At 30.4% G+C, this 25,088-nt stretch carries 20 protein-coding genes, 2 tRNA genes and 1 pseudogene; all 23 read right to left on the minus strand.

Going from position 1 to position 25,088, the window contains the following annotated elements:
* Positions 1-134: 134 nt before the first annotated feature.
* The gene (gene tyrA, locus M9407_RS01785; protein ID WP_250236767.1) at positions 135-1,262 is read right to left on the minus strand and encodes a bifunctional chorismate mutase/prephenate dehydrogenase; all 1,128 of its coding nucleotides are present in this window, start codon (positions 1,260-1,262) and stop codon (positions 135-137) included.
* Entirely contained in the window at positions 1,259-2,344 is a 1,086-nt protein-coding gene (locus M9407_RS01790) for a 3-deoxy-7-phosphoheptulonate synthase (RefSeq protein ID WP_250236768.1), read from the minus strand. The genes tyrA and M9407_RS01790 overlap by 4 nt, the downstream gene beginning before the upstream one ends.
* Before the next feature lie 471 nt (positions 2,345-2,815).
* Positions 2,816-3,166 (minus strand): 50S ribosomal protein L19, encoded by a 351-nt coding sequence (gene rplS, locus M9407_RS01795; RefSeq protein ID WP_250236770.1) that lies wholly within the window; start codon positions 3,164-3,166, stop codon positions 2,816-2,818.
* A 5-nt stretch (positions 3,167-3,171) separates the two neighbouring features.
* Positions 3,172-3,936, minus strand: a complete 765-nt coding sequence (gene trmD, locus M9407_RS01800; RefSeq protein ID WP_250236772.1) for a tRNA (guanosine(37)-N1)-methyltransferase TrmD — start codon at positions 3,934-3,936, stop codon at positions 3,172-3,174.
* A 25-nt stretch (positions 3,937-3,961) separates the two neighbouring features.
* Complete coding sequence (rimM, locus tag M9407_RS01805; protein WP_250236774.1) at positions 3,962-4,531, minus strand: ribosome maturation factor RimM; 570 nt, start codon at positions 4,529-4,531, stop codon at positions 3,962-3,964.
* The gene (gene rpsP, locus M9407_RS01810) at positions 4,528-4,764 is read right to left on the minus strand and encodes a 30S ribosomal protein S16 (RefSeq protein ID WP_250236775.1); all 237 of its coding nucleotides are present in this window, start codon (positions 4,762-4,764) and stop codon (positions 4,528-4,530) included. Before rpsP ends, rimM begins: the two co-directional genes overlap by 4 nt.
* A 92-nt stretch (positions 4,765-4,856) precedes the next feature.
* A complete protein-coding gene (ffh, locus tag M9407_RS01815) occupies positions 4,857-6,218 on the minus strand; it encodes a signal recognition particle protein (RefSeq protein ID WP_250236777.1) in 1,362 nt (453 codons plus the stop codon).
* Between the two features lie 169 nt (positions 6,219-6,387).
* A tRNA-Arg gene (locus M9407_RS01820) sits at positions 6,388-6,461 on the minus strand.
* A 14-nt stretch (positions 6,462-6,475) separates the two neighbouring features.
* A tRNA-Ser gene (locus M9407_RS01825) sits at positions 6,476-6,566 on the minus strand.
* Between the two features lie 155 nt (positions 6,567-6,721).
* Entirely contained in the window at positions 6,722-6,907 is a 186-nt protein-coding gene (gene csrA / locus M9407_RS01830; protein WP_250226696.1) for a carbon storage regulator CsrA, read from the minus strand.
* Between the two features lie 187 nt (positions 6,908-7,094).
* The gene (gene alaS / locus M9407_RS01835) at positions 7,095-9,734 is read right to left on the minus strand and encodes an alanine--tRNA ligase (RefSeq protein ID WP_250236779.1); all 2,640 of its coding nucleotides are present in this window, start codon (positions 9,732-9,734) and stop codon (positions 7,095-7,097) included.
* A gap of 897 nt (positions 9,735-10,631) precedes the next feature.
* A pseudogene (locus M9407_RS01840) lies at positions 10,632-11,360 on the minus strand (peptidoglycan DD-metalloendopeptidase family protein); the annotation flags it as partial.
* An 817-nt stretch (positions 11,361-12,177) separates the two neighbouring features.
* Positions 12,178-12,651, minus strand: a complete 474-nt coding sequence (ispF, locus tag M9407_RS01845; RefSeq protein WP_250236782.1) for a 2-C-methyl-D-erythritol 2,4-cyclodiphosphate synthase — start codon at positions 12,649-12,651, stop codon at positions 12,178-12,180.
* Between the two features lie 14 nt (positions 12,652-12,665).
* Positions 12,666-13,373: a 2-C-methyl-D-erythritol 4-phosphate cytidylyltransferase gene (gene ispD, locus M9407_RS01850; protein ID WP_250231430.1), complete on the minus strand. Its 708-nt coding sequence runs from the start codon at positions 13,371-13,373 to the stop codon at positions 12,666-12,668.
* Between the two features lie 71 nt (positions 13,374-13,444).
* On the minus strand, positions 13,445-13,720 hold the full coding sequence (ftsB, locus tag M9407_RS01855) for a cell division protein FtsB (protein ID WP_250236784.1): 276 nt from the start codon (positions 13,718-13,720) through the stop codon (positions 13,445-13,447).
* Between the two features lie 367 nt (positions 13,721-14,087).
* The gene (gene cysC, locus M9407_RS01860; protein ID WP_250236785.1) at positions 14,088-14,723 is read right to left on the minus strand and encodes an adenylyl-sulfate kinase; all 636 of its coding nucleotides are present in this window, start codon (positions 14,721-14,723) and stop codon (positions 14,088-14,090) included.
* Positions 14,724-14,736: 13 nt separating this feature from the next.
* Positions 14,737-16,167 (minus strand): sulfate adenylyltransferase subunit CysN, encoded by a 1,431-nt coding sequence (gene cysN, locus M9407_RS01865; RefSeq protein WP_250237410.1) that lies wholly within the window; start codon positions 16,165-16,167, stop codon positions 14,737-14,739.
* 10 nt (positions 16,168-16,177) lie between these two features.
* The gene (cysD, locus tag M9407_RS01870) at positions 16,178-17,071 is read right to left on the minus strand and encodes a sulfate adenylyltransferase subunit CysD (RefSeq protein WP_420022297.1); all 894 of its coding nucleotides are present in this window, start codon (positions 17,069-17,071) and stop codon (positions 16,178-16,180) included.
* A 37-nt stretch (positions 17,072-17,108) separates the two neighbouring features.
* The gene (cysG, locus tag M9407_RS01875; RefSeq protein WP_250236788.1) at positions 17,109-18,539 is read right to left on the minus strand and encodes a siroheme synthase CysG; all 1,431 of its coding nucleotides are present in this window, start codon (positions 18,537-18,539) and stop codon (positions 17,109-17,111) included.
* A 300-nt stretch (positions 18,540-18,839) separates the two neighbouring features.
* Positions 18,840-19,601, minus strand: coding sequence for a phosphoadenylyl-sulfate reductase (locus M9407_RS01880; RefSeq protein WP_250237411.1), 762 nt, complete (start codon positions 19,599-19,601; stop codon positions 18,840-18,842).
* Positions 19,594-21,324: an assimilatory sulfite reductase (NADPH) hemoprotein subunit gene (gene cysI / locus M9407_RS01885; protein WP_250236790.1), complete on the minus strand. Its 1,731-nt coding sequence runs from the start codon at positions 21,322-21,324 to the stop codon at positions 19,594-19,596. The genes M9407_RS01880 and cysI overlap by 8 nt, the downstream gene beginning before the upstream one ends.
* On the minus strand, positions 21,324-23,144 hold the full coding sequence (gene cysJ / locus M9407_RS01890; RefSeq protein WP_250236792.1) for an NADPH-dependent assimilatory sulfite reductase flavoprotein subunit: 1,821 nt from the start codon (positions 23,142-23,144) through the stop codon (positions 21,324-21,326). Before cysJ ends, cysI begins: the two co-directional genes overlap by 1 nt.
* Before the next feature lie 614 nt (positions 23,145-23,758).
* Positions 23,759-25,045 (minus strand): phosphopyruvate hydratase, encoded by a 1,287-nt coding sequence (gene eno / locus M9407_RS01895; protein WP_250236793.1) that lies wholly within the window; start codon positions 25,043-25,045, stop codon positions 23,759-23,761.
* Positions 25,046-25,088 lie beyond the last annotated feature (43 nt).

The following is a 25,088-nucleotide window of genomic DNA, read 5'->3' on the forward strand; positions in this document are numbered from 1 at the left end:
ACACAATTAGTATATAAAATAATATTCAAATTAAAAATTATCTTATATAGGAAACTTTTGGATCGAAACAAATATAATTTAATTAAAAATTATTAAATATAATTACATATAAATTATTAAGATTATTATTTACGTTATACATTATCTTTATAATTATTAATTTGACGCAATATTTTACGACTTTCTTCAAAAAAAAGATCGGTATATGAACCAAACCAATTTTGAATTTTTTTAAATTGATCAATAAATTCTTGTTTTTTATTCCGCTCTAATAATATCAAAAGCCTACCTAATCTTCTATAATAACGTTTAATTAATATGAGATTGTTTTTGGAATTCATGATGATATCTGCATATAACTGAGGATCTTGAGCAAATAATCTCCCTATTGTTATTAATTTTAATCGAAATGTGGGCGAAGAAAGAGACAGCATTTGTTTTAAATTAACGTTTTCTTTTGAAAAATAATATCCAGTTACAAAAGTAATAAAATGACATAATCCTTGCATAATACTCATATATTGATCATGTTCTGTTGTATTGCAGAAATGTAACCTTGCGCCCCACAATTGTATTTGCTCTAATAACCATTGATACGATTCTGGATAACGTCCTTCGCAGTAAATTACTACTTGTTTTACCATACTTCCATAATCTGGGTTGAACATAGGATGTAATCCTAATACTGGACCACTATGTATAGCTAATATAGCGTTTAAGGATATTTTTTTTACAGATGATAAATCTACTATAATGCAGTTTTGAGGTAAATATGATAATTTATCAACTACATCAGTAACTGAATGAATAGGAACACTGATGATCACCATACCGGCATCTGTCAGCATTGATTTTCCATGTACCCAGTCGCCTTTATCTAAAATTCGTACTTTATATCCAGATAAAGTCAACATTTTATAAAATAATTGGCCCATTCGCCCTTTTCCACCAATTATAACAACTGGACCTAAATTTGGATGCAACGTTTTAAATCCTTTTTCATTCTCATTAGAATAAGATTCACTTATAATACGGCGCAATATATCTTCTACTAAATCTGGAGAAATACCTAATTCTAATGCTTCTCGCCTCCGACTGGCAACCAACATTTCTTCTCTATCTGGTGAATAAATAAACAATCCATAACGACTTTTTATTTCTCCTACTTCAGAGACTAAAGAAAATCGTTTAGATAATAACTTTAATAAATTCTGATCTATTTTATCGATGCTGTTTCGCAAAGTATTTAATTTCTTTGTCATGCCATTCCATCTCCTGATATACGATTGATAAGAAATGGTTTTAATTCTTTATGCAAATCATACAGTAAGTGTTTGGTTGTTTTCCAATCTATGCACGCATCGGTAACTGATACCCCGTATTGAGTTGTAGAAGATGATAAATTTATAGATTGATTGCCAGGATAAATATAACTTTCAATCATCAATCCAATAATAGACCGGTTTCCATATTTAATTTGATGTAAAATAGACCTTGCTACATCAATTTGACGACGATAATCTTTGTTAGAATTACCATGACTGCAATCTACCATTAATGCTAAGGGCAATCCTGCTTCTTTTATTTTTTTTTCACAACCAATAATATCTTCGGGATAATAATTAGGATTTTCTCCTCCTCGTAAAATTATATGAGCATTAAGATTACCTTTAGTATGTAGTAAACATACTTGACCCGATTGATTAATGCTAATGTAACGATGAGGCATCATTGCAGCGTGTATCGCATTAACTGCATTAGAAAAATTTCCATTAGTACTATTTTTGAATCCTACAGGCGTACACAATCCAGAAGCTATTTCTCGATGTATTTGGGATTCTGTAGTACGCGCCCCAATAGATGACCAACTGAATAGCTCTCCAATATATTGTGGAATATACGGATTTAATACTTCAGTAGCAAGTGGTAATCCAATTTTTATTAATTTAACCAACATATGTCGAGCAGTCTTTAAACCCAATTCAATATCGTTGGAGCCATTCATATGCGGATCGTTAATTAATCCTTTCCAACCAATACTAGTACGAGGTTTTTCTAAATATACACGCATAACGATATATAATTGATCCTGCAATTCTGTTGATAAGGTTTTTAATTTGTCAGCGTAATCAAAAGTGGCATTAACATCATGAATAGAACAAGGACCGCATATCACCAGTAGGCGCGGATCGCGTCTGTGAATAATATTCATAATTATATTTTGAGAATCCGCGATGGTTTTCTGTTCCAAATGTGTTACAGGAAATTGAGTTTTTAATTGTTCAGGAGTAATTATTGAATATGTGTTATTGACATAGACACTGTGGCGCTCATTTTTCTGCATATTATTATCCTTGATATAATTAGGTATTATATAATAAGTTCATGAAACTAAAATGATCATAAAAATGATAATATATATCATATTATGATACACATATAAAACTAATGTAAATATAGTTTTATATTATTATTGTTAATAAATTATTATAAATTGATTAACTGAGTTACATTTAATTTTTGAACTTATATGAGATTCTGTTAATAATGTAAGCACACGTATCTATGTGAATGTATTATTACTCATATAACACATGGTATGGAATGTAGTTTTTAAAATTTTAACATATGTCACCGTTATTTTAATGACGTATGACTTTTTAAAAAATTTTAATATTAAAATATTTTGAATTAATTGATTATGTTATGCAAGATAAATATATCTGAATGACTATAAAACTGGTTTTACAATTAACACTAAGCGTTTACTTGATAATATATATAAGCTTATATTGAATACTTTTAATAAAAAATATCATGAATGCGTACGTACTTTAATTCGTGCTGATTTTCCGCTAAGATTACGTAAATAATATAACTTAGCACGACGAACGATACCAAATCGTTTAATTTTAATTTCTTCAATCACAGGAGAATATGATTGAAATACTCGTTCTACACCCTCTCCACTAGAAATTTTCCTTACAGTAAACGCAGAATGTAATCCACGGTTTTTAGTAGAAATAACCACACCTTCAAAAATTTGTAGGCGTTTTTTACTACCTTCAATGACCCATGTTTTCACTTCTATTGTATCACCTGGGTGTAAGTGCGGTATGCTTTTTTTCATTTGTTTTTTTTCAAAATTATTTATTGATTCGCTCATATATATTATTTCCTATTTTTTTTGCTTAATAATAAGCATTCATTTTTAAATTCGGAAAGTAAATTTTTTTCCTCATCAGTTAATTGCGTATCATTAAGTAAATCCGGTCTTTTAATCCAAGTACAACCCAAAGCTTGTTTTTGTTTCCAACGATGAATCCTATCATGATTTCCTGATAATAATACCGATGGTACCTTCATACCATCAAAAGTTTCTGGTCGAGTATAATGTGGACAATCTAATCTTCCTTTGGAAAAAGAATCTGATTCTTTTGAATCTTGATTTCCTAATACGCCAGGAAGAACTCTAGATATCGCATCTATTAATACCATTGCTGCTAATTCTCCTCCGCTAAGTATATAATCTCCTATGGACCACTCTTCGTCAATTTCCGTTTGAATTAATCTTTCATCAATACCTTGATATCTACCACAAACTAAAATCAATTTCTGATGATCATATGCTAATTTATATACATATTTTTGCTCCAGCTTTCTTCCTTGAGGAGAAAGATAAATCACTTTAATATTATTTCCTAATTCATCTTTTGCTTGATTGATTGCATTTCTCAGGGGTTCAATCATCATTAACATGCCCGGCCCTCCTCCATAGGGACGAGCATCTACGCTGTGGTGTCGATCATATGTAAACACGCGCGGATTCCACAATTTTATAGCAAGAATACCCCTTCGAATTGCTCGACCTACTATTCCGTAACGGACAATAGACTGAAACATATCCGGGAATAAAGTGATCACACCTAACAACATATTTTTTATACTTTATTTTAAAAAATTAAAAATTAGGATCCCAATCTACGGTAACAATACGCGTGACAAGATTAACATTTTTAATAACTCTCTTGATAAGAAAAGGAATAAGGCAGTTCTTGACTTTATAAGAATTATACTGATGTATTTTTACTACCAAAACATCATTTGCTGTAGTTTCTATTATACTGATAATATCTCCTAAAAGGACTCCCTGTACAGTAATTACTACACATCCTATTAAATCTTTCCAATAATATTCATCATCCTTTATACATGGAAATTGTGTTTCATCAATAATGATATCACAATGACTTAATGATTGAGCAGCATCTCTGTTTGAGATTCCTCTCATTTTAACGATATAACATTTCCCAATCAGTTTCCATTTATCTAAAAAAATTTCTTTCCATGTAGATTGGATGATAGTAAAATACGGACTATAATAAAACATATTATCATGTTTTTCAGTAAATGCAATTATCCGTACCCACCCTAATATACCATATGCGCCCATTATTCTTCCTATCACTACGGGATGAAGTGGCGGCGTTGTAACATTCTCTTTGTCTCTTGAATATTCATCGTGTTTCATAAATTCTTTATCAATTTTAAAACACGATTAGATGGACTCGCTCCTCTGTGTAACCAATATTTTATACGTTCTGTATTTACATGTAATCCAGCACGATCCCCAAATGTAATTGGACTAAAAAATCCAACACGTTCAATAAAGCGGCCATCACGTGCATTTCTACTGTCAGTAATAACTATGTGATAAAAAGGAGTTTTTTTATGACCCCCCCGCGCTAATCTAATTCTTACCATAAGTATATAACCTTAAATTAATAACCAAAAAATCAATAAACTTATAATCAAGGATATGAATATATCTACCTATTTCAACAACAAAATATTTTTTAATTAATTGTAAATTTAGATGATATTTTATTTTTTAATGTACTTATTATTCGAAATACTTCATTCTTATTTATTTTCTGTATTGTAATACGTATATGATTAAATGTGTTTAATAACTTTGTAACATCCTGTACATGTACTCCAGATCCATTAGCAATACGTTTTTTTCTAGATCCTGTAATTATTTTGGGATTCATACGCTCTTCCGAAGTCATAGAGTTAATTATAGCTTCCATACGTGTGAACGTATTGTCATGAGTATATGATTGAATACTATCTAAGTTCACCCCTAGATTAAGAGGTAGTTTACTTATTATTTTATTAATTCCTCCCATACTACGTATCTGTTTTATATAACCTAAAAAATCATATAAATTAAAATCTGTATTGTTTTTATTAATGTGTTTTTTTTCTTTAACCCATTCTGCTTGGTTATCAATATCTTCGATTAATGAAAGTATATCACCCATCCCAAGTATGCGTCCAGCTATTCTGTATGAATTGAAAGGCTCTAATGCATCGATTGTTTCTCCTGTTCCTATGAATTTTATGGGTTTTCCAGTAAGATATTTAATAGATAAAGCCACGCCTCCACGTGAATCCCCGTCTAACTTAGTTAGAATAATTCCGGTTAATGGCAAAGTTTTATTGAACACATTTATACTATTAATAGCTACTTGTCCAATCATAGAATCTACAATGAATAAAGTTTCTATTGGATTAACAAAACCATGCATTTCAGATAGTTCTGAAAGCAAATAATCATCTGTATCTAAGCAACCAGCAGTATCTATTAACAAAACATCATAAGACAGTGATCGTGATGCAATGACTGCTGCTTTCAATATATCAATTGGTTTATTCTGAACATTACAATCTTCAAAAAAAATTATATCTTCAGATTTTATCAATGATTTTAATTGTTGCATGCCTGCCGGTCTATACACGTCAGTTGACGCTACTAATATTCTTTTATTTTTTTTTATTTTTAAAAATTTCGCAAGTTTTCCGGTAGTAGTAGTTTTCCCAGAACCTTGTGCGCCTACTATTAATATTATTGATGGTATTTGAGTATTTAAATTTAAATCATTTGATCCTTTTCCCATAATTTTTACTAAAGAGGAATGCATAATTTTAATAAATTCTTGACCTGGAGTTAAATGTTTGTTTATATCGTTTCCTATTATGCCTTCTTTAACTTTATTAACAAAACTGTGTACTACGGGTAATGCTACATCTCCTTCCAGTAAAGCAATCTTAACTATATTTAAAGTTTCTTTAATATTGTTTTCTGTTAGACGCCCAGAACCAACAATATTACGTATTGATTGTGATATTTTATTGGATAAGTTTTTAAACATTTCTATGGCTCAAAATCAAAGCAAATATACGAACAAATTTAATTATATGATCATATTGAATAATCATAAACACAATCTTTAATATTCCTAGCCTTCATTATAATGAAGGAAAAGTGTTTATATAATTAATTAAATTTTTTACTATTCAATAATTTCAAATAACACACAATACACCCGAGAGGATTTGAACCTCCGATCGCTCGGTTCGTAGCCGAGTGCTCTATCCAATTGAGCTACGGGTGCATCGTCGCTACTAACAGTGAGGGAGGGATTTGAACCCTCGACACAGCGTTAAAACCATATACTCCCTTAGCAGGGGAGTGCCTTCAGCCACTCGGCCACCTCACTGAATATTTTATCCATTCCAGTTATTGGTCTATTTTGTTTTTTCTTATGATCAAAAAATTCTCTGTTACATTACGTTGTTTTTATGTAATTTACAACTAAATTTTTTGGTCATAAAACTACTAGTTTAGAAAATTATTTTTAAAAAAATAACAAATTTAGCACAAGTTCTGTTGTGATTTTTCAGCTTTGATACGTTGATAAATTTCTTCTCGGTGTATAGATATCTCCTTGGGAGCATTTACACCAATACGAACTTGGTTCCCTTTAATACCTAATACAGTTACTGTAACCTCATCTCCAATGACGAGAGTTTCACCAACTCGTCGAGTCAGAATAAGCATTCTTTACTCCTTGAAAAATTCAAATAACCGGACTTCTTGAATTTTACTATTTTTAAAATTTCTGAACAACATGAATAAACATCTGCATATGATATTTATACTTTTTGTAAAATTTTAGCACGCCATTTTAAGAACACATTAATGATTTTTTATTTTAAAACAACTTTTAATATAATTATGTAATTATTTACAATATATTATGTAATAAGGAATTTACTTCAATAGATACTTTGGATGTAGTTACCATATTGTTAATACCGGCTTGAGCAAAATCAGGTCTACCTCCACCTTTTCCGCCAAGGATATTTATGATACATTGAACTAAAGATAGAGCATTTATGCGATTACGTTCTATTAAATCTTTAGTTACAGCTGCTACTAAATTAATTTTGTTGTTTTTATTGATATTAATAAGAATAATCACTCCTGATTTTAACTGATATTTAATACAATCTGTCATATTAAGTAACGTTTTTGGCGTCATATTAACAACTTGCTTAATTAAGACTCGTACATCTTTAATATAACAAATATCCTTAATGAAGGATAAACTTTGTTGTATAGTCTGTTGACTTCTTAAAGAATCTATTTCTTTTTCTAATTTTTGATAACGACATTTAAATTCATGTATTTTACTTAAAATATTTTTATCATCACTTTGAGTCGATTGAAAAATATTTTTAAGTAACATTTTATATTGACGTATTATAGATAATGCTACGTTATTAGTTACCGCTTCAACACGTCTAATACCAGCAGCAATGCTACATTCTTTGGTGATTACAAATATACCAATTTCTCCAGTATGCTCAGCATGGGTTCCTCCGCATAATTCAGTAGAAAAATTTCCTATTTTTAGAACACGAACTTTTTTGTCATATTGTTTATTTATCAACATTACAACTCCACTATCTCTAGCTACTTCTATTGGCATAACGTCAACTGTAATAGGAGAATTCTTCCAAATTTGCTCATTTACAATATTTTCTACTGTATTCATTTGTTTTGTCGTCATCATTTCATGATGATAAAAATCAAACCGTAAGTATCGATCGCTTACCAAAGATCCCTTTTGCGTTACGTGAGATCCGAGAACTTGAGACAACGCAGCATGCAGTAAATGCGTAGCGGAATGATTTAAAGAAATACATTTCCTTTTATGTTGATCTACTTGAGCAACTATTTCCTCTCCAACGCTAATAGTCCCGCTATTGACTATTCCTAAATGACCTATTGTTGGTCCATATTTTTTCGTATTGGTAACCTGAAAACGTCCAGATACAGTATTTAATTGACCACAATCCCCAATTTGACCCCCAGATTCTCCATAAAAAGGAGTATTATTCAGAATCACTATTCCTTCTTCTTCTGTATAAATTGTATTTATTGATTTATTGTTTTGGAACAATGCTATTACCCGGGATTTACAAGTAAGTTTATCATACCCAACAAATATGCTTGATGCATTACAAAGTGATAACTGGGCATAAGTTATATTAAATTTATTTGATTCTTTCGCACATTTTTTTTGTGTCAACATAGCTTGATCAAATCCTGATTGATCTACATATATGCCACGTTTTAAACAGACATCTCGAGTCAATTCAAATGGAAATCCATAAGTATCATATAAATTAAATGCCACTTCACCATTTAGACAATCTCCTTTTAATCGTATTAATTGTTTTTCTAATAATTCTAAACCTCTTTTTAAAGTATCTTGAAATAATTTTTCTTCACTAAGTAAAATTTCTGCTATAAAATCTTTCTTTTCATGTAAAGTATCAACTATATGATGCATATATTTAACAAGAGGAAAAACTAATTTGTAAAAAAAAATATCATTTACACCTAACCTTTTTCCATGCAGAATAGCTCTACGAATAATACGGCGTAATACATAACCGCGTCCTTCATTAGAAGGAAGGACTCCATCTTGGATTAAAAATGAACATGTACGAATATGATCAGCGATCACATACACAGATCTATTTGTATCGATATCATTAATTTTCATAATTCGAGATATAGAAGATATTAATTTTTTAAATACATCAATAGAAAAACTACTATTTACTCCTTGTAAAATTGAAGTAATACGTTCTAAACCCATTCCAGTATCTACTGATAGCATAGGAAGTGATAAAATATGACCGTTTTCTTGACGATCAAATTGTATAAATACTAAATTCCAAATTTCAACATATCTTTCCCCAAATTCTTCTAAACTGCCAGGAGGTCCTCCTTGAAATCGATCGCCGCGATCATAAAATATTTCTGAACAAGGTCCACAAGGCCCAATATTTCCCATTTGCCAAAAATTATCAGAATCACAAAAATCATTTGTATTGCTACCAATTCTAACAATATGTTCATTAGGGATATCTATTTGTTTTGACCAAATATCATAAGACTCATCATCGCAAATATGCACTGTTGCCCATAATCTATTTTTAGATAAATTGAACCAATTAACGTCAGTTAATAACTCCCAAGCAAACTGAATGGCTTCACGTTTAAAATAATCTCCAAAACTAAAATTACCTAACATTTCAAAAAATGTTAAATGTCGTTCAGTATATCCAACATTATTTAAATCATTATGTTTACCTCCAGCACGTACACAACGTTGCACGGTAGCAACACGCTTAAATAATGGCTGATCAATTCCTAAAAATATGTTTTTAAACTGATTCATACCGGAATTAGTAAATAATAACGTTTGATCACTATTCGGAACCAAAGTACTGCTTGAAATAATTTCATGTCCTTTTTTTTTAAAAAAATTAAGAAATTCTTGACGAATATCATCAATATTTTTATACATATAGATTCCATCATGTAATAAAATTCCACGCACATATACATAGCTTGTATAGCTATGTATTATAAACAATTTTTGCAAAGATAGAAATCAAAATTACAGAATATTATTTATATTTAAATTATACGGAAATTCATTTTTTTGAATAAACGTTACTAATTATTACTAATAATATAATAACTTACTATTTTACAAATAAATTTCAAAAATTATAAATTTTAAAATTTTTATAAATAATTTTTTATATTCATCTATAATAGATAAGTATTTAAGTAACGTATAGAAACTATTTCTATAGATAATTTTAAAAACATGAATGTAATTTTTGGTCGATAATATATCGTTTGTGTTTATTAAATATTGTTTCTAACAACATTTCATGAATATATGTATAGATATATATTTCAATGTTATTTTGAGATAAATCAGAACACATCAAGGTATATTGTCACTTTTAATATAATATTCCTCAAATGCCATTATCATTTTAAACATATTTTTTTTTGCAACAACATTAATGCAATATAATATAATGTTTCACGTTTACCGTAATTTGATTGCGCACTCAAATTGTAATAAATTTTATTGTTTTGATTAATATCATAGTCGCATAAAAACATTATTATATATACGCGATACTATTTTTATAAAGTTAAACAAAATGATCTTTCTTGCAGACTTAATATATATCAATAGAATATATATCTAATGTATACACCTGCAAATAAAATATAAAATTATGTACATGTATTTTTACATTAATAACTGACCAAAATTATTCAAACTAAGATATCTTAAATAATCATGAAATCAATTCAATCACAAAAAGTAATATTTACTTGTACAAATGTAATATTTTTGTACATTCGAAATAAAATATTAATTCGTAATCAATTTAAATTACCTATTTTGGAGATAACATAAAGGATCTACAGATTTTCCTTTATATCTGATTTCAAAATGTAATTTTACTTCATTAGTCCCGCTGTTACCCATGGTTGCAATCTTGTCGCCCATTTTAACTGTTTGTTGTTCAGCAACCAATATCATATCGTTGTGCGCATAAGCGCTAAGATAGTTATTATCATGTTTGAGGATAATCAAGTTACCGTATCCTTTCAATGTATTCCCAACGTATACTACTTTTCCATTAGCGGCAGCCAAGATAGGCTGACCTAAAGCGCCGGATATATCAATTCCTTTATTACCTCTTTCAACATCAGAAAAAGTATTAATAATTGTACCATTTGTTGGCCAATACCAATCTTTGACTGTTACTAAGTCTGACGCTGTTGAACGAGACATCATATTACAAGACATCTCCATATTAGGATAAGTATTATTATACGCCCTAGAATAGAATAATTGTTTTTTAACAAAAAATAATATTTTTTTAAAAATATTATTGCCGCTGTTAAAAGGAATAAAAATTTCTCTTAAGAATTTTTCAAAATACAACCACATTGTATTATGATGTACTATTAAAACTTGATTTACTTTTAATACATTTACATCTTTAATATTATTTGTTTTTGCTAAATTTAAGCAACTATTTCCTGTAATCCAAGCAATATAAAACAAAGTATCACCTGATTTTACTGTATATGTAGACTTGTGATAAGAACCGTAATTTGTATGATTGTACTTATGAATATTAGTAACATCGGGTGTTTGCTGTGGATGTCGTATGTTTTTCTTTTTATCTTGAGACATATAGATAGTAGCATCAGAATTCGTGGAATATGACGCGCATTTACTATGGTATCTACGGATATTATCACTAGAACATCCCTCTAGAAATACAAGAAATACTATTATATAAATTATCGATCTGCTATCTACTAGCATAATAGATGTGCTAAACTCCTCTGCTCCCTGCTTATTTTCTATTGATAATTTATTTGTTTAAGAATCATACACTATATGAATAACTCATAAACTCAACGCACATTCCAATACTGCGCATTGAAAATCAGTATATAATACTTACTGTATGCATACAACAATAGAATTATTTTTAGTAATTTTTTAGAATCATTATTATATATTTTTAATATCTACACATTTTTGTTTTATCGACAAAAATCATCAGTCTATATTATATATACAAACGAATAAGTATCTTATAAGATTGAATAATTTCGTATTTTTTTATAAATCATATATATTTATATTTAATATACATGTCAAATATACACACCATACGATAATATGCATCCTCGTCTTTATATAAGACCTGATGATACTTGGTGGTAATAATTTACTAATGAATCATAAATACCAGAATATAACATGTATTTTGTATATTGATTTAGATAAAATTAGTCGCACATCATTATAATCGTAATAATCATTAAAAGAATTTTTTAGATAAATGTATTATATTGATAGACATATATGTTCTATGGAATAGAAATATACGTATTTTTACTATTTTAATAAATATTTAACGTGTTAGCAACACGACCGCTATACACGCAATACCTTCAGATCGGCCAATGGATCCTAGTGTGTCAGTCGTGGTGGCTTTTATATTGATACTAGTTACTGAACAATTTAAGTCTTGAGATAAATGATGTTTCATCTGATAAATATATGTGTTTATCCTTGGGATTTGTAAGATTATAGTAATATCTATATTCTCTAACAAATATCCTTGCTTGGTAATTTTTTCCCAAGCAATTCGTAACAATTTTCGACTATCTATATTATTATATTTAGCATCAGTATCTGGAAACATCGACCCAATATCCCCGTAACAAGCAGCTCCCAGTAAAGCATCAATTAGCGAATGCATCATCACATCGCCATCAGAATGTGCTTTAATTCCTTTCATACAGGGGATACTCACCCCTCCAACGATAAGCGGTCGACATCCTCCAAATTGGTGCACATCAAACCCATAACCAATACGTAACATACTTACAGTCCTTGTTAAGTTTTTTTATATAATTTAGATAAATAAAAGTTAGCTAATTTTAAATCATTTTGATGAGTAACTTTTATATTATCAGAACGACCATGTATCAAAATGGATTTATATCCACAATATTCTACAGCTGATGCTTCATCAGTAACAGTTACTCTATTTTTTAAAGCTTTTTTAAGACAATATTTTAAAAGATCATAATTAAACAACTGTGGAGTTAAAGCATGCCATAAATTTTCACGATCTACTGTATATCTTATAAAGTTAGTTCCACAGTAAGTTCGTTTAATAGTATTACAGATTGGTATTGCTAAAATTCCACCTACTTGAGAAAATTTTGTGATCTCAAAGAGCCGCAATAAATCCTCATGATGTAAACAAGGGCGCACCGCGTCATGCACAATAACCCAAACTGATTTTTTTACATGCCGCAATCCAGCCATAACTGAATCAGCTCGTGTGTGTCCTCCGACAACTACGCTAACTCTAGGATCGTAAGAAATAGATAATTGATGAAACCAACGATCACGCGCATTAATCACCACGATGCAATGACGAATGCATGATTGACATAATAAGGCATGCATGGAATGTTCAATCAAAGTTTTGTCGCCTATGGTACAATATTGTTTCGGTAATAAACTTTTCATGCGTTTTCCAGTACCTGCTGCCGGAAGGATAGCAGTAATGTATGGAATTTTTTTTTTCAACATATTTAATATAAACACCCATGTATATCAAAATAATTAAACCACCGCTGACTTTTATTTAATTAATATTGCTGTCACAATGTTATTAGATAAAAAGTTTCACCGAGTTTAATCATACCAAGATCATATCGTGATCGTTCCTCAATTGCTTCATATCCATGAAGTAAATCATAAATTTCATATAATAATTGATCGTTACGAGCTTTTAGTTCATCAATATTATTAATATTTTTATATGATGTAATTGTATTATGGATATTTATTAAATCACAAATACCATTTTTTCCCAACCAAAGCGAATATTGTAACCAAGTCAACAATACTAACAACATGCAATTTAACTTGTTCATTTTTTTCGTCAATCATTATATTTTATATTAATTAATCGATTATATTCACCATATAATCAACTCGCTGTTACTGAGAATGAATGAATATCTATTAAATAGATAATTATAGTTATTAAATATAATAATGTAGTTATTTGATATAAACTTATAATACATGTTGGAATAATTGTTTTAAAAATCATCATAAATTATTACAATTTTATTATAAAAGAGTATTTCTTTTTTGAAAGATTTATTTTAATCATAAAATAATAAAACAGTTTCTATCAAAACAAAATAGTCTTTATTAAAGATAGCGTCTAACCATCATAAAATATAATCATTCATACAAATTATTAAGTATATAAATTTATGTTACGTATCTATATTAGATGGATAGGTCTATTTTAAACAAATACTCAATACACGATGACCGCAATATTTGATTAATTAATTCTATGATCGATTTTTGACCATCTAAATATATATCTGGTTTTTTTGGTCGTTCGTAAGGAGCACTTATACCAGTAAAATTTTCTATTTCACCTGATCTAGCTCTTTTATACAAACCTTTCGAATCACGTTGTTCACACACATGAAAGGGTGTATCAACAAATATTTCAATAAAATGATTGATAGGAAACATATTGCGTACCATTTGACGCTCACGATGATAAGGAGAAATAAAAGTAGCTAATACCACTATGCCAGCATCAACCATCAATCGCGCCGTTTCTCCTACTCGACGTAGGTTTTCATGTCGATCATGATCGCTAAATCCTAAATCCCGACACAATCCATGTCGGATATTATCTCCATCCAACATATACGTGCTGATATTTCTATGATGTAGTTTTGTTTCTAAAACATTAGCTAAAATTGATTTACCGGATCCTGACAGCCCTGTAAACCATAATAATATAGCACGATGTTTATGTAAAAGCTCACGATCTTGTTGTGTTATACAACAGGTATTCCAATAAATATTTTTATTGGATATACAATTGATATTCTTATGAATCATAAGATGATTGTCATCATGATAAGTCTTGGACTTTCCAATGGGGAAAGTGAAAACGAATAAATTCATGGAATGCCAATTCAAATTCACTGTAATTTTTATTATCATTAAGCTTATGGCGTGCAATAAGAGTACGAACCATTCCAGCTCCTACAGTTTCATTAGTTAATAGATCAATAAATATCATGCTCCCAGTTGTTGGATAATGAGAATATTGATCTAATATCAATGGCTCATCAAATAACAACTTTATTAATCCAATTCCATTGAGTGGTATTGTGTTTGTCTTTTGAGATTGCAAGGTATTGATATCTATTTCGTATTCTATATTTTTTACCTGTGCTCTTATAACTTTAGTAGCGATCTTGACATTAAAATATTGATTTTTTTTTAATGCTTCTTTTTTCATCCATACCACATCTACCAACGCATTCTGAACAGGTGTAATAATGGTATTCGAATCAATTATCATATCTCCGCGACTAACGTCAATATCATCTTCCAAAGTTATAGCGACTGCCTCTCTAGCCCTAGCCTCTGTCTGATCCGCATTAAATTTAATAATACGTTTAATAGTAGAAATGGTATTTGAAGGAAAAATATTAACACGTTGTCCAACATGCATACTACCAGAAGCAATAGTGCCAACATAACCTCTGAAATCTAAATTATGACGAATTACATACTGTACTGGAAAACGTAATTCTTGCTGATCAAAGTGTAAGGAATCATTAATATGAATATCTTCTAACATTTCCAACAATGTGGGTCCGTTATACCACTTCATATTTGTTGATAATGTCGCAACATTATCTCCGTCTACAGCAGATATTGGAATAAATATTGTATGTATCTCAGTCGGTAAATGTTTCTTAGCAAATTCTAAATATTCTTTGCTAATTTTTTCAAATATTTTTTGATTATAATTGATTAAATCCATTTTATTAATTGCCACTATAATATACTGAATGCCTAAAAGCACAGTGATAAACCAATGCCTTTTAGTTTGACTCTGTATTCCTTTACGAGCATCAACTAATAAAATAGCCAATTCGCTAGTAGAAGCGCCAGTAACCATATTTTTTGTATATTCTATATGCCCTGGAGTATCAGCAATGATAAATTTACGTTTTTTAGTAAAAAAATAACGATAAGCTACATCTATAGTAATGCCTTGTGCGCGTTCCGATTGTAATCCATCTACCAGCAATGCTAAGTCTAATTTATTTTTTTGAGTACCAATTTTCTTGCTATCCGTATGAAGAACAGATAACTGATCATCATAAATTTGATAAGAATCATGTAACAATCGTCCTATCAAGGTGCTTTTACCATCGTCTACGCTACCACATGTAAGAAATCGCAACAACATTTTATGTTGTTGCGCATATAGATAATTTTCAATTCCTCCATGATTGATAATTTCCTGCTCTATGGTGCTAATCATAATGATCCCTTTAGAAATAACCTTGACGTTTTTTGCTTTCCATAGATCCGGATTGATCAAAATCAATAATTCGACCTTGACGCTCACTTTTCTTAGATATTAACATTTCCTCAATTATTTCAGGTAATGTCTCTGCTTGCGATTCAATCGCTCCGGTTAATGGCCAACACCCCAACGTACGAAATCGTACCATACGTGTTTCTATAAATTCTTCAGATGTAAGATTGATTCGATCGTCGTCTACCATAATCAAATTACCATTTCTACAAATTACGGGTCGATTTTTAGCTAGGTATAATGATACTATATCAATTTTTTCAAAAAAAATATATTGCCAAATATCTAATTCTGTCCAATTGGATAAAGGAAATACACGAATACTTTCTCCTTTATTAATTTTGCCATTATAATTATACCATAATTCCGGACGTTGTTTTCTAGGATTCCAACAATGAAATTTATCTCGAAACGAATAAATCCGTTCTTTAGACCTAACTTTTTCTTCATCACGGCGAGCGCCTCCAAAAGCTGCGTCAAAACTATATTGATGTAACGCTTGCTTTAATCCTTCTGTTTTCATAATATCCGTATGTTTAGCACTACCATGAATAAATGGGTTAATCCCCATAGATATACCTTCTGGGTTTTTATGTACTAATAACTCTAAATCATAAGATTTAGCAGTATTGTCTCGAAATGTATACATTTCATGAAATTTCCAACCAGTATCTATATGTAATAAGGGGAAAGGCAGTGCACTAGGATAAAATGCTTTTCGAGCCAAATGTAACATTACTGAAGAATCCTTACCAATAGAATATAGCATAACTGGGTTTTGAAACTCAGCAACTACTTCACGAATAATATAGATACTTTCTGACTCTAATCTATGAAAATAAGTCATATGCTTTCTATTGTAGATCATATATTATCCTTTTAACTTATATCAAATTAATAATTGAATTAATAGGATAGTAATTCAATGCTTTTTGACCAAACCAATTGATTTTACTATGTAATGACACCACATCGCCAATAACCAACAAAGCAGGATAATTAGCCATTTTCGCCAACTTTTCTAATTCAATTAAGGTCCCAATTAAAATTTTTTGATCTTGATATGTCCCTCGACTAATTACAGCAACGGGGGTATGCATATTTCTCCCATGGATGATTAGATTATTCCTAATACTTATAGCATTAAGCTTACCCATGTAAATTACTAATGTCTGTTGATTGTTTGATAAACTGTTCCAGTTAAATTGATTATCGCCACTTGCATTATGCCCTGTAATAAAAACAACGCTATGAGCATACTTTCTATGAGTTAAAGGAATACCAGAATAAGCTGTGACACCGATTCCTGCTGTAATACCAGGAACTACTTGAAAAGCAATACCTGCCTCTGATATTGCTTGCAATTCCTCACCGCCCCGACCAAAAATAAATGGATCTCCTCCTTTCAATCTAACGACTTTATTTCCCTTTTGCGCTAATTGTACTATAAATTGATTGAGTTTTTTTTGAGCAATTGAATGATTTCCAACACGTTTTCCAACACAAATTTTATCGGCATCGCGCCGGGCTAAGTCTAAAATATCTGAATTTATTAAGTAATCGTATAGTATGATATCTGCTTGTTGCATCACTTGCAACCCTCTGATAGTTAACAATCCTATATCTCCGGGCCCTGCCCCTACTAACGTGACGTGCCCTTTTTTATTATTCTTATCGTTTATAGAGCTGTTGAGCGCATAGTTAAAAACTTTATTGGCTTCTTTAGGGCGACCTTGTTCCATTAAGGTAGCAACCTGCCCATTATAGAATATTTTCTCCCAAAACTGACGCCTAAGTACTGTATCTACAATATGCTGTTTTACTTGATTACGCCATGCTCCCGCCAATTTTGCTACAAATCCCAGAGACTTTGGTAATAACAATTCAAGTTTTTCACGTAAAATACGCACTAATACAGGTGCTTTTCCACAAGAAGAAATTCCTATTAACACGGGATTACGATCAACAATAGCAGGGAAAATAAATGAACATTTATTCTTATCGTCTACAGTATTTATTAAAATATTGTGTTTTTCAGCATTGTGGTATATTAAAGCATTTAATTTAGAATCATTGGTTGCTACAATCACTAAAATTACTTTATTTAACATAATAGGTTGAAAATTTTTACTAATCCAATTGATACTTTGTGTAATTAAAATTTTTTTTAATTCTGTACAAAGGGCGGGCGCTACTAATGTAATAGTAGCGCCCGCCCTTTGTAGCATTTGTATTTTTCGCGCAGCAACAGTACCTCCTCCAACTACTAGCACTGGCCTATTTTTGAGATCAATAAATATCGGTAAATATTCCATGGTATTACGTCGATTACTTTAAGTATAGTAAATATAAAAATTTTAATATATATATATAATATGATTATACAAGTACAAAATTACAATTAGAATAATAGTTCTATGTCTTCATTTTTTAATTGTATTCTCTACAATCATAAAATGTCTATATATAAATATTTAATAATGACTAAAATATGAGAACACATACTATCTCAAATAGGATACTGTTAACAACCTTCCATATTATCCTGGAAGGAATTATCATATAATAATGCAAATAAAGTATAATCACATAAATATTTCATATAAACAATAAATTCACTCAATAATATGTAAACCACATTCACGTTGTAGTCCAAAAAAACGTGTATCTTCTTCTTTCATACCAGGTTCCCATTTTCTGCTAGTATGTACATCTCCTATTGATACATAACCTTTTTGTCGCAATGGATGATATTCCAAAGAATGTTTTTCAATGTATCTATGAATCTGAAGAGAATTCCAATCAGCGATAGGCAGGAATTTAAAAATTCCATTTTGAATAGTTATTATTGGTAATTTTTTACGACTATCTGACTGATTTCTCCTTAATCCTGCAAACCATGTTTCCACTTTCAGCGTCCTTAGAGCACGATGCATAGGTTCAACTTTGTTAATAGCGTTGTATTGTTTGATTCCTTTTGCACCCTGTGTCCATAATTTACCATATCGTGCTTCTTGCCATGCTGCAGATTGATTCGGAGAAAATACATGTAAATTTAATTGCATTTTTTCTGTTAATCGATCGATAAATCGATATGTTTCTGGAAATAAATAACCAGTATCAATTAAAATAATCGGAATATTGGGATAATAATGAGTAGTTAAATGTAAACTGACTGATGACTGAATACCAAAACTTGAAGATAATATTGCTTGCTTAGGTAAATATTCTACAGCCCATCTGAACCTATCTACCGTATTTAAAGATTCTAAATATTGATTGATTTTAGTTAAAATCAACTTCTGTTCATTAATGTCTAGTGAATTGAGTTCCGTAAAAGTCCAGCAATGATTAATAACATTTAATGGTTTATTCATCATAAAAATCTTTTTCAGAATTTATAACAGCATGAACTATCCCAGACCTTACTACATAATCTCCGTAAGATTCGTGATTATTTCTCTCTTGTGCCCAACGACTAATAGTCATATCAAGGATGTTTAAAATATCATTTTCCGTAATATTTTCTTTGTACAATCGAGGAATACGCGTACCGATATTATTACCTCCTAAATAAAGATTATAACGCCCAATTGATCTTCCTGTTAATCCAATTTCTGATAACATCGCACGAGCACAACTGTTAGGACAACCTGTTACCCGTAAAATAATAGCATCTTTTTCTAATCTATATTTAGACATGATATTTTCTATTTTAGTAATAAATTTTGGTAAAAATCGTTCTGCTTCTGCCATTGCTAATGGACAAGTAGGAAACGCTACACATGCCATAGATGCTTTTCGTTGCGGTGTAATATCATCATTGATTACACCATATTTTCTTAATGTACTTTCAACCATTAATTTATTGTCCTTAGATACTCCAGAAATAATTAAATTTTGATTTGCAGTCAATCTAAAAGAACCTGAATGTATTTGCGCAACTTCTGCAATCCCATGTTTTAACAATTTACGGGGATTATTATTTGATATTCTTCCGTTTTCTATAAACAAAGTAAGATGCCAATAATCATCAATACCCTGCACCCATCCAAATCGATCGCCTCTATCCGTGAATACATAAGGATGAATTGGATGAAATGTTACTCCAGAACGACGTTCAACTTCTGATTTAAATGTTGTTACTCCAACTCGATCTAAAGTATATTTTGTTTTCGCATGTTTACGATCGGATCTATTTCCCCAATCTCTTTGTATTGTAACTACTGTTTCTGCAATTTTTAAAACATCTTTTGTAGAAATATATCCAAATTCGCTAGCTTTACGAGGATATGTAGTAGTATCTCCGTAAGTCATTGCTAATCCTCCACCTACTAACACATTAAAACCAATTATTTGATCAGTGTTATCACCTCTGATAGCAATAAAACTAAGATCGTTAGCATGAACATCTACATCGTTTATAGGTGGTATCGCAATTGCTATTTTAAATTTACGAGGTAAATAAGTAGCGCTTAAAATTGGCTCAGAGTCTGTAGATTCTGTTTTTTTTGAATCTAACCAAATTTCTGCATATGCATTAGATTTTGGCAGTAAATATGAAGAAATACTTTTCGCCAATTCCCATACCTGATGATGTAATGTTGATTCCATTGGATTAGCTGTGCATATTACATTACGATTTACATCACCAGCAGTAGCTATAGAATCTAATCCCAATTCATTCAATAAACGATGCACATTTTTCAAGTTAGGTTTTAATAAACCATGTAATTGAAAGGTTTGCCGAGTAGTAAGACGTATCGTGCCGTATAAAGTATATTTTTCTGAAAAATCATCGATTGCCAACCATTGCGCCGGCATAATCACGCCACCTGGTAAACGACAACGTAACATCATATTAATTAGTGGTTCTAGTTTTTGATTTGCTCGTTCCACACGTACATCGCGATCATCTTGTTGATACATTCCATGAAATCTAATTAATTGAGCATCTTCTGTATTAAATCCACCGGTTAAATTATTGTCTAAATTTTGGGCAATAGTACCTCTTAGAAAGTTGCTTTCTTGTTTGATTCGTTCATTATCGGATAATACCAGTATATTTTTATCATTGTTATTATTATATTTTTTGTTCATTAGTAAATATCTCTCTGATAACGATGTTGTATCCGCATGTTATGCCAAAATTCATTCGCTTTGTCTAAACCCATACTCCCGTGTTTAGATGTTAACATAACTAAAGCCTTATTTACATCTTGAGCCATATGTTGAGCATCACCACATACATAAATATGCGCTCCTTCTTGAATCCATGACCAAAGTTCTACGCTATTACTTAACAATTTGTTTTGCACATAAATCTTATTATTTTGATCTCTGGACCAAGCTGTATCAATTTTGGTTAATAAACCATCTCTGAAATAACGTTGCCATTCAATTTGATAAAGAAAATCGTCTATAAATCTTAAGTTCCCAAAAAACAACCAGTTTTTTCCTGATGCATTATCTGCAGATCTTTGCTGCATAAAAGCACGAAACGGAGCAATGCCCGTTCCAGCTCCAATCATAATAACTGGAACATTAGGATTTTTTGGTAGCCTAAAATTATTATTAGGTTCAATAAAAATACGCATTTTTTCATCTTCTTTTATGCGATCTACTAAATAACCACTCGCACCACCTGTTCTAAAGCGTTCATTTGTCTTATAACGTACTACGCTTACAGTAATATGTATTTCATCTCCTACCTCTGATTGAGCGGAAGAAATGGAATAAAATCGGGGTTTCATAGGACGCAATACTTGCAATAACTCTTTCGGAGTTATTGCAATTGATACTCGATGCATCATTTCAATTATAGGCGTAGTTAAAATAAATTTATTTAATTTTTCTGAATTGCAGAATAAATCCAACAACATTTTATCTTGAGCAATAGTAGCTATATTTTTTACGACAACAGAAGTATTATGAGTTAATTCATAATGTTTCTGTAACGCTTCACTAAGAAACATTGGCTCTTCTTTAACTTGTACTTGTTCAGTTCCTTTCAACCTTAATACTTCTAATAACTCATTAATAAGATTAGGATCATTTTCATACCACACTCCTAACGCATCTCCTGGTTGATAATGTAAATCAGAATCAGCAATATCTATCTCCAAATGATGCACATCTTTAAGTGAATCACGGCTAGTAATTTTGTATCGGGCTGATAAACAAGCAATTAATGGATATTCTTTGTTACATACAGTGTGATTTACTTGTTCAAGACTGCAACTTTTATTATTTTGATTAAATATAGAAGGAGATGTTATTTTATTTTTTAATAAAAGAACTATTTTTTTTCTCCATACATTAGCTTCTTCTTTAAAATCGATATCGACATCGACTCGATCGCATAATCGATGCGCCCCAAGTTCTTCTAATCGGTGATCAAAATCTTTTCCAGCTTTAGCAAAATATTCATATGATCGATCGCCAAAACTAAATACCGCAAAATGAGTATTTGTCATTTTCACTGCTTTATTAGAAAACAAATACCTATATAACGCAATTGCTTCTTCTGGAGGTTCTCCCTCTCCATAGGTGGAAGTAATAATAATTAATAATGTTTCTTTAGAAATTTTCTTAAATTTGTAATCCCCAGCATTAAACAACATGACATCTAGATTAATCGCATGAATATCATCGCGTAATTTCTCAGCTAATTGACGTGCATTTCCAGTTTGAGAAGCAGATATTAAAGTAATTGTTTTATTACAACGAACACCTTCTATTTTAGTGTTTTCAGAAATATCAGTTATTTTGTTAGGTTCTGCAACATTGGCTAATCCCCATAAATATCCAGATATCCAAATCAGTTGAGAACTGGACAAAGTAACTAAAAATGATCGAATATAATCTAATTGTTCCGAAGTTAACGGTGTTATTTCATTATGTGCTGTTTTTTTCATCATTCAATTAAACTACTCAATTTTGTTTCATAGAAAACAAATCTTACAAATTGGTAAGAATGCGCATATTTTTAAAAATATTAATATATCCATGTAACCTATTTTATTTGGGTATTAAATAATATAGGTTACTAACATATATAAATAAATTTAATTTGAAAATTTTTTAGATCTCATTAAAAAACATTTTTTGAGAATTATTTCTTGTTATTTTAAAGCAACATGAACTGCAATAAAACATAAAATGCATCTACTTCAGTAGAAGTTATTATAGTAGCAATATAAAATATATGCATATAATCAATTATTCAAATTTTTTGAAATTAATAAGAAATAATTTACAACACAATACAATAAAAACGCATTAAGAATTAACTATATTACTCATACTCATATATACATTTATATAAGCTCTTGTTTGGTTCATAGCAATAACTATATATATTTTCCATATCAAAAAACACGCAAAATAATTACCTTTTAATTGATGCTCTATTATTATATAGAACATGCAAACTGTTTCATCTTTTAATTTTTCTATAAAAATGTTCTTTTATCTAATTTTATATATATACTTTTAATATACTGAATTACAGCATCAACTATGTGACATCAGTTTACTTTTTAAATCTATAAAACACTCCCTTTTTTCCTAACATTTCTTCTATACGAATTAGTTGATTGTATTTAGCTACTCGTTCAGAACAACGCACAGGTCCAGTTTTTATTTGACCTGCAGATGTACCCACGGCTATGTCAGCGATACTTGTATCTTCAGTTTCTCCGGAGCGATGTGAAATAATTGTGCCGTACCCCGCATTTTTAGCCATTCTAATCGTTTCTAATGTTTCAGTTAAAGACCCTATCTGGTTGCATTTAATTAAAATAGAATTTGCAATATTTCGATTAATACCTATTTGTAATAAATTCATATTAGTTACAAACAAGTCATCTCCTACCAGTTGAATTTTATCACCAAGAACTTTGGTTTGGTAAGCAAATCCATTCCAATCATATTCGCTTTGTCCGTCTTCAATAGAAACTATTGAGTATTTTTGGGCTAATGATGATAAATAATCAGTAAACTCTTCAGAAGTAAAAAACTTTTTTTCACTTTTTACGTTATACTTATTGGTAGGCGCATCAAACAACTCAGATGCGGCACAGTCTATTGCTAGAACAATATCTTCTTTAAAAATATAACCGGACTGTTCTATAGATTCTTGTATTAATTCTAATGCAGTGGCATGAGAATTAAGGTTAGGAGCATATCCACCTTCGTCGCCTAATTGAGTGGATATTCCTTTATTATTTAATATTACTCTTAAATTATGTGATATTTCAGATCCCATCTGAATTGCTTCTTTGATGGTTTTTGCCCCAATCGGGATAATCATAAATTCCTGAATATCTAAATTATTATCAGCATGCTTACCACCATTAATAATATTCATCATAGGGAGTGGTAATACAAATGTATTTGTTGATGCATCATACAAATCAGAGATATGCTGATATAATGGAACATTTTTAAATGCCGAAGCTGCTTTTGCAACCGCTAAAGAAACACTCAAAATAGCATTAGCACCAAATTTTGATTTATTACTGGTTCCATCTGAATCAATCATAATGGTATCAATAACACGTTGTTGCGTTACATCCATACCTATTAATGCTTTATGAATGGGTCCATTTACAGCGCTGACCGCTTTTGTTACGCCTTTTCCAAAAAACCGATTGTTATTGTTGTCTCTCAACTCTAAAGCTTCTTGAGAACCAACGGATGCTCCAGACGGAACAGATGCTACTCTAGAACCACCTTTAATATATACTTCGGTTTCTACTGTTGGATTACCGCGAGAATCAATAACCTCACGTCCAACAATATTCAAAATCTTAGGCATTTTTATTTCCTTTGTGAATTAATCTTTATTTGCATACAAACCG

It is taken from the genome of Blochmannia endosymbiont of Camponotus sp., from assembly GCF_023586365.1.
Classification (GTDB): Bacteria; Pseudomonadota; Gammaproteobacteria; order Enterobacterales; family Enterobacteriaceae; genus Blochmanniella.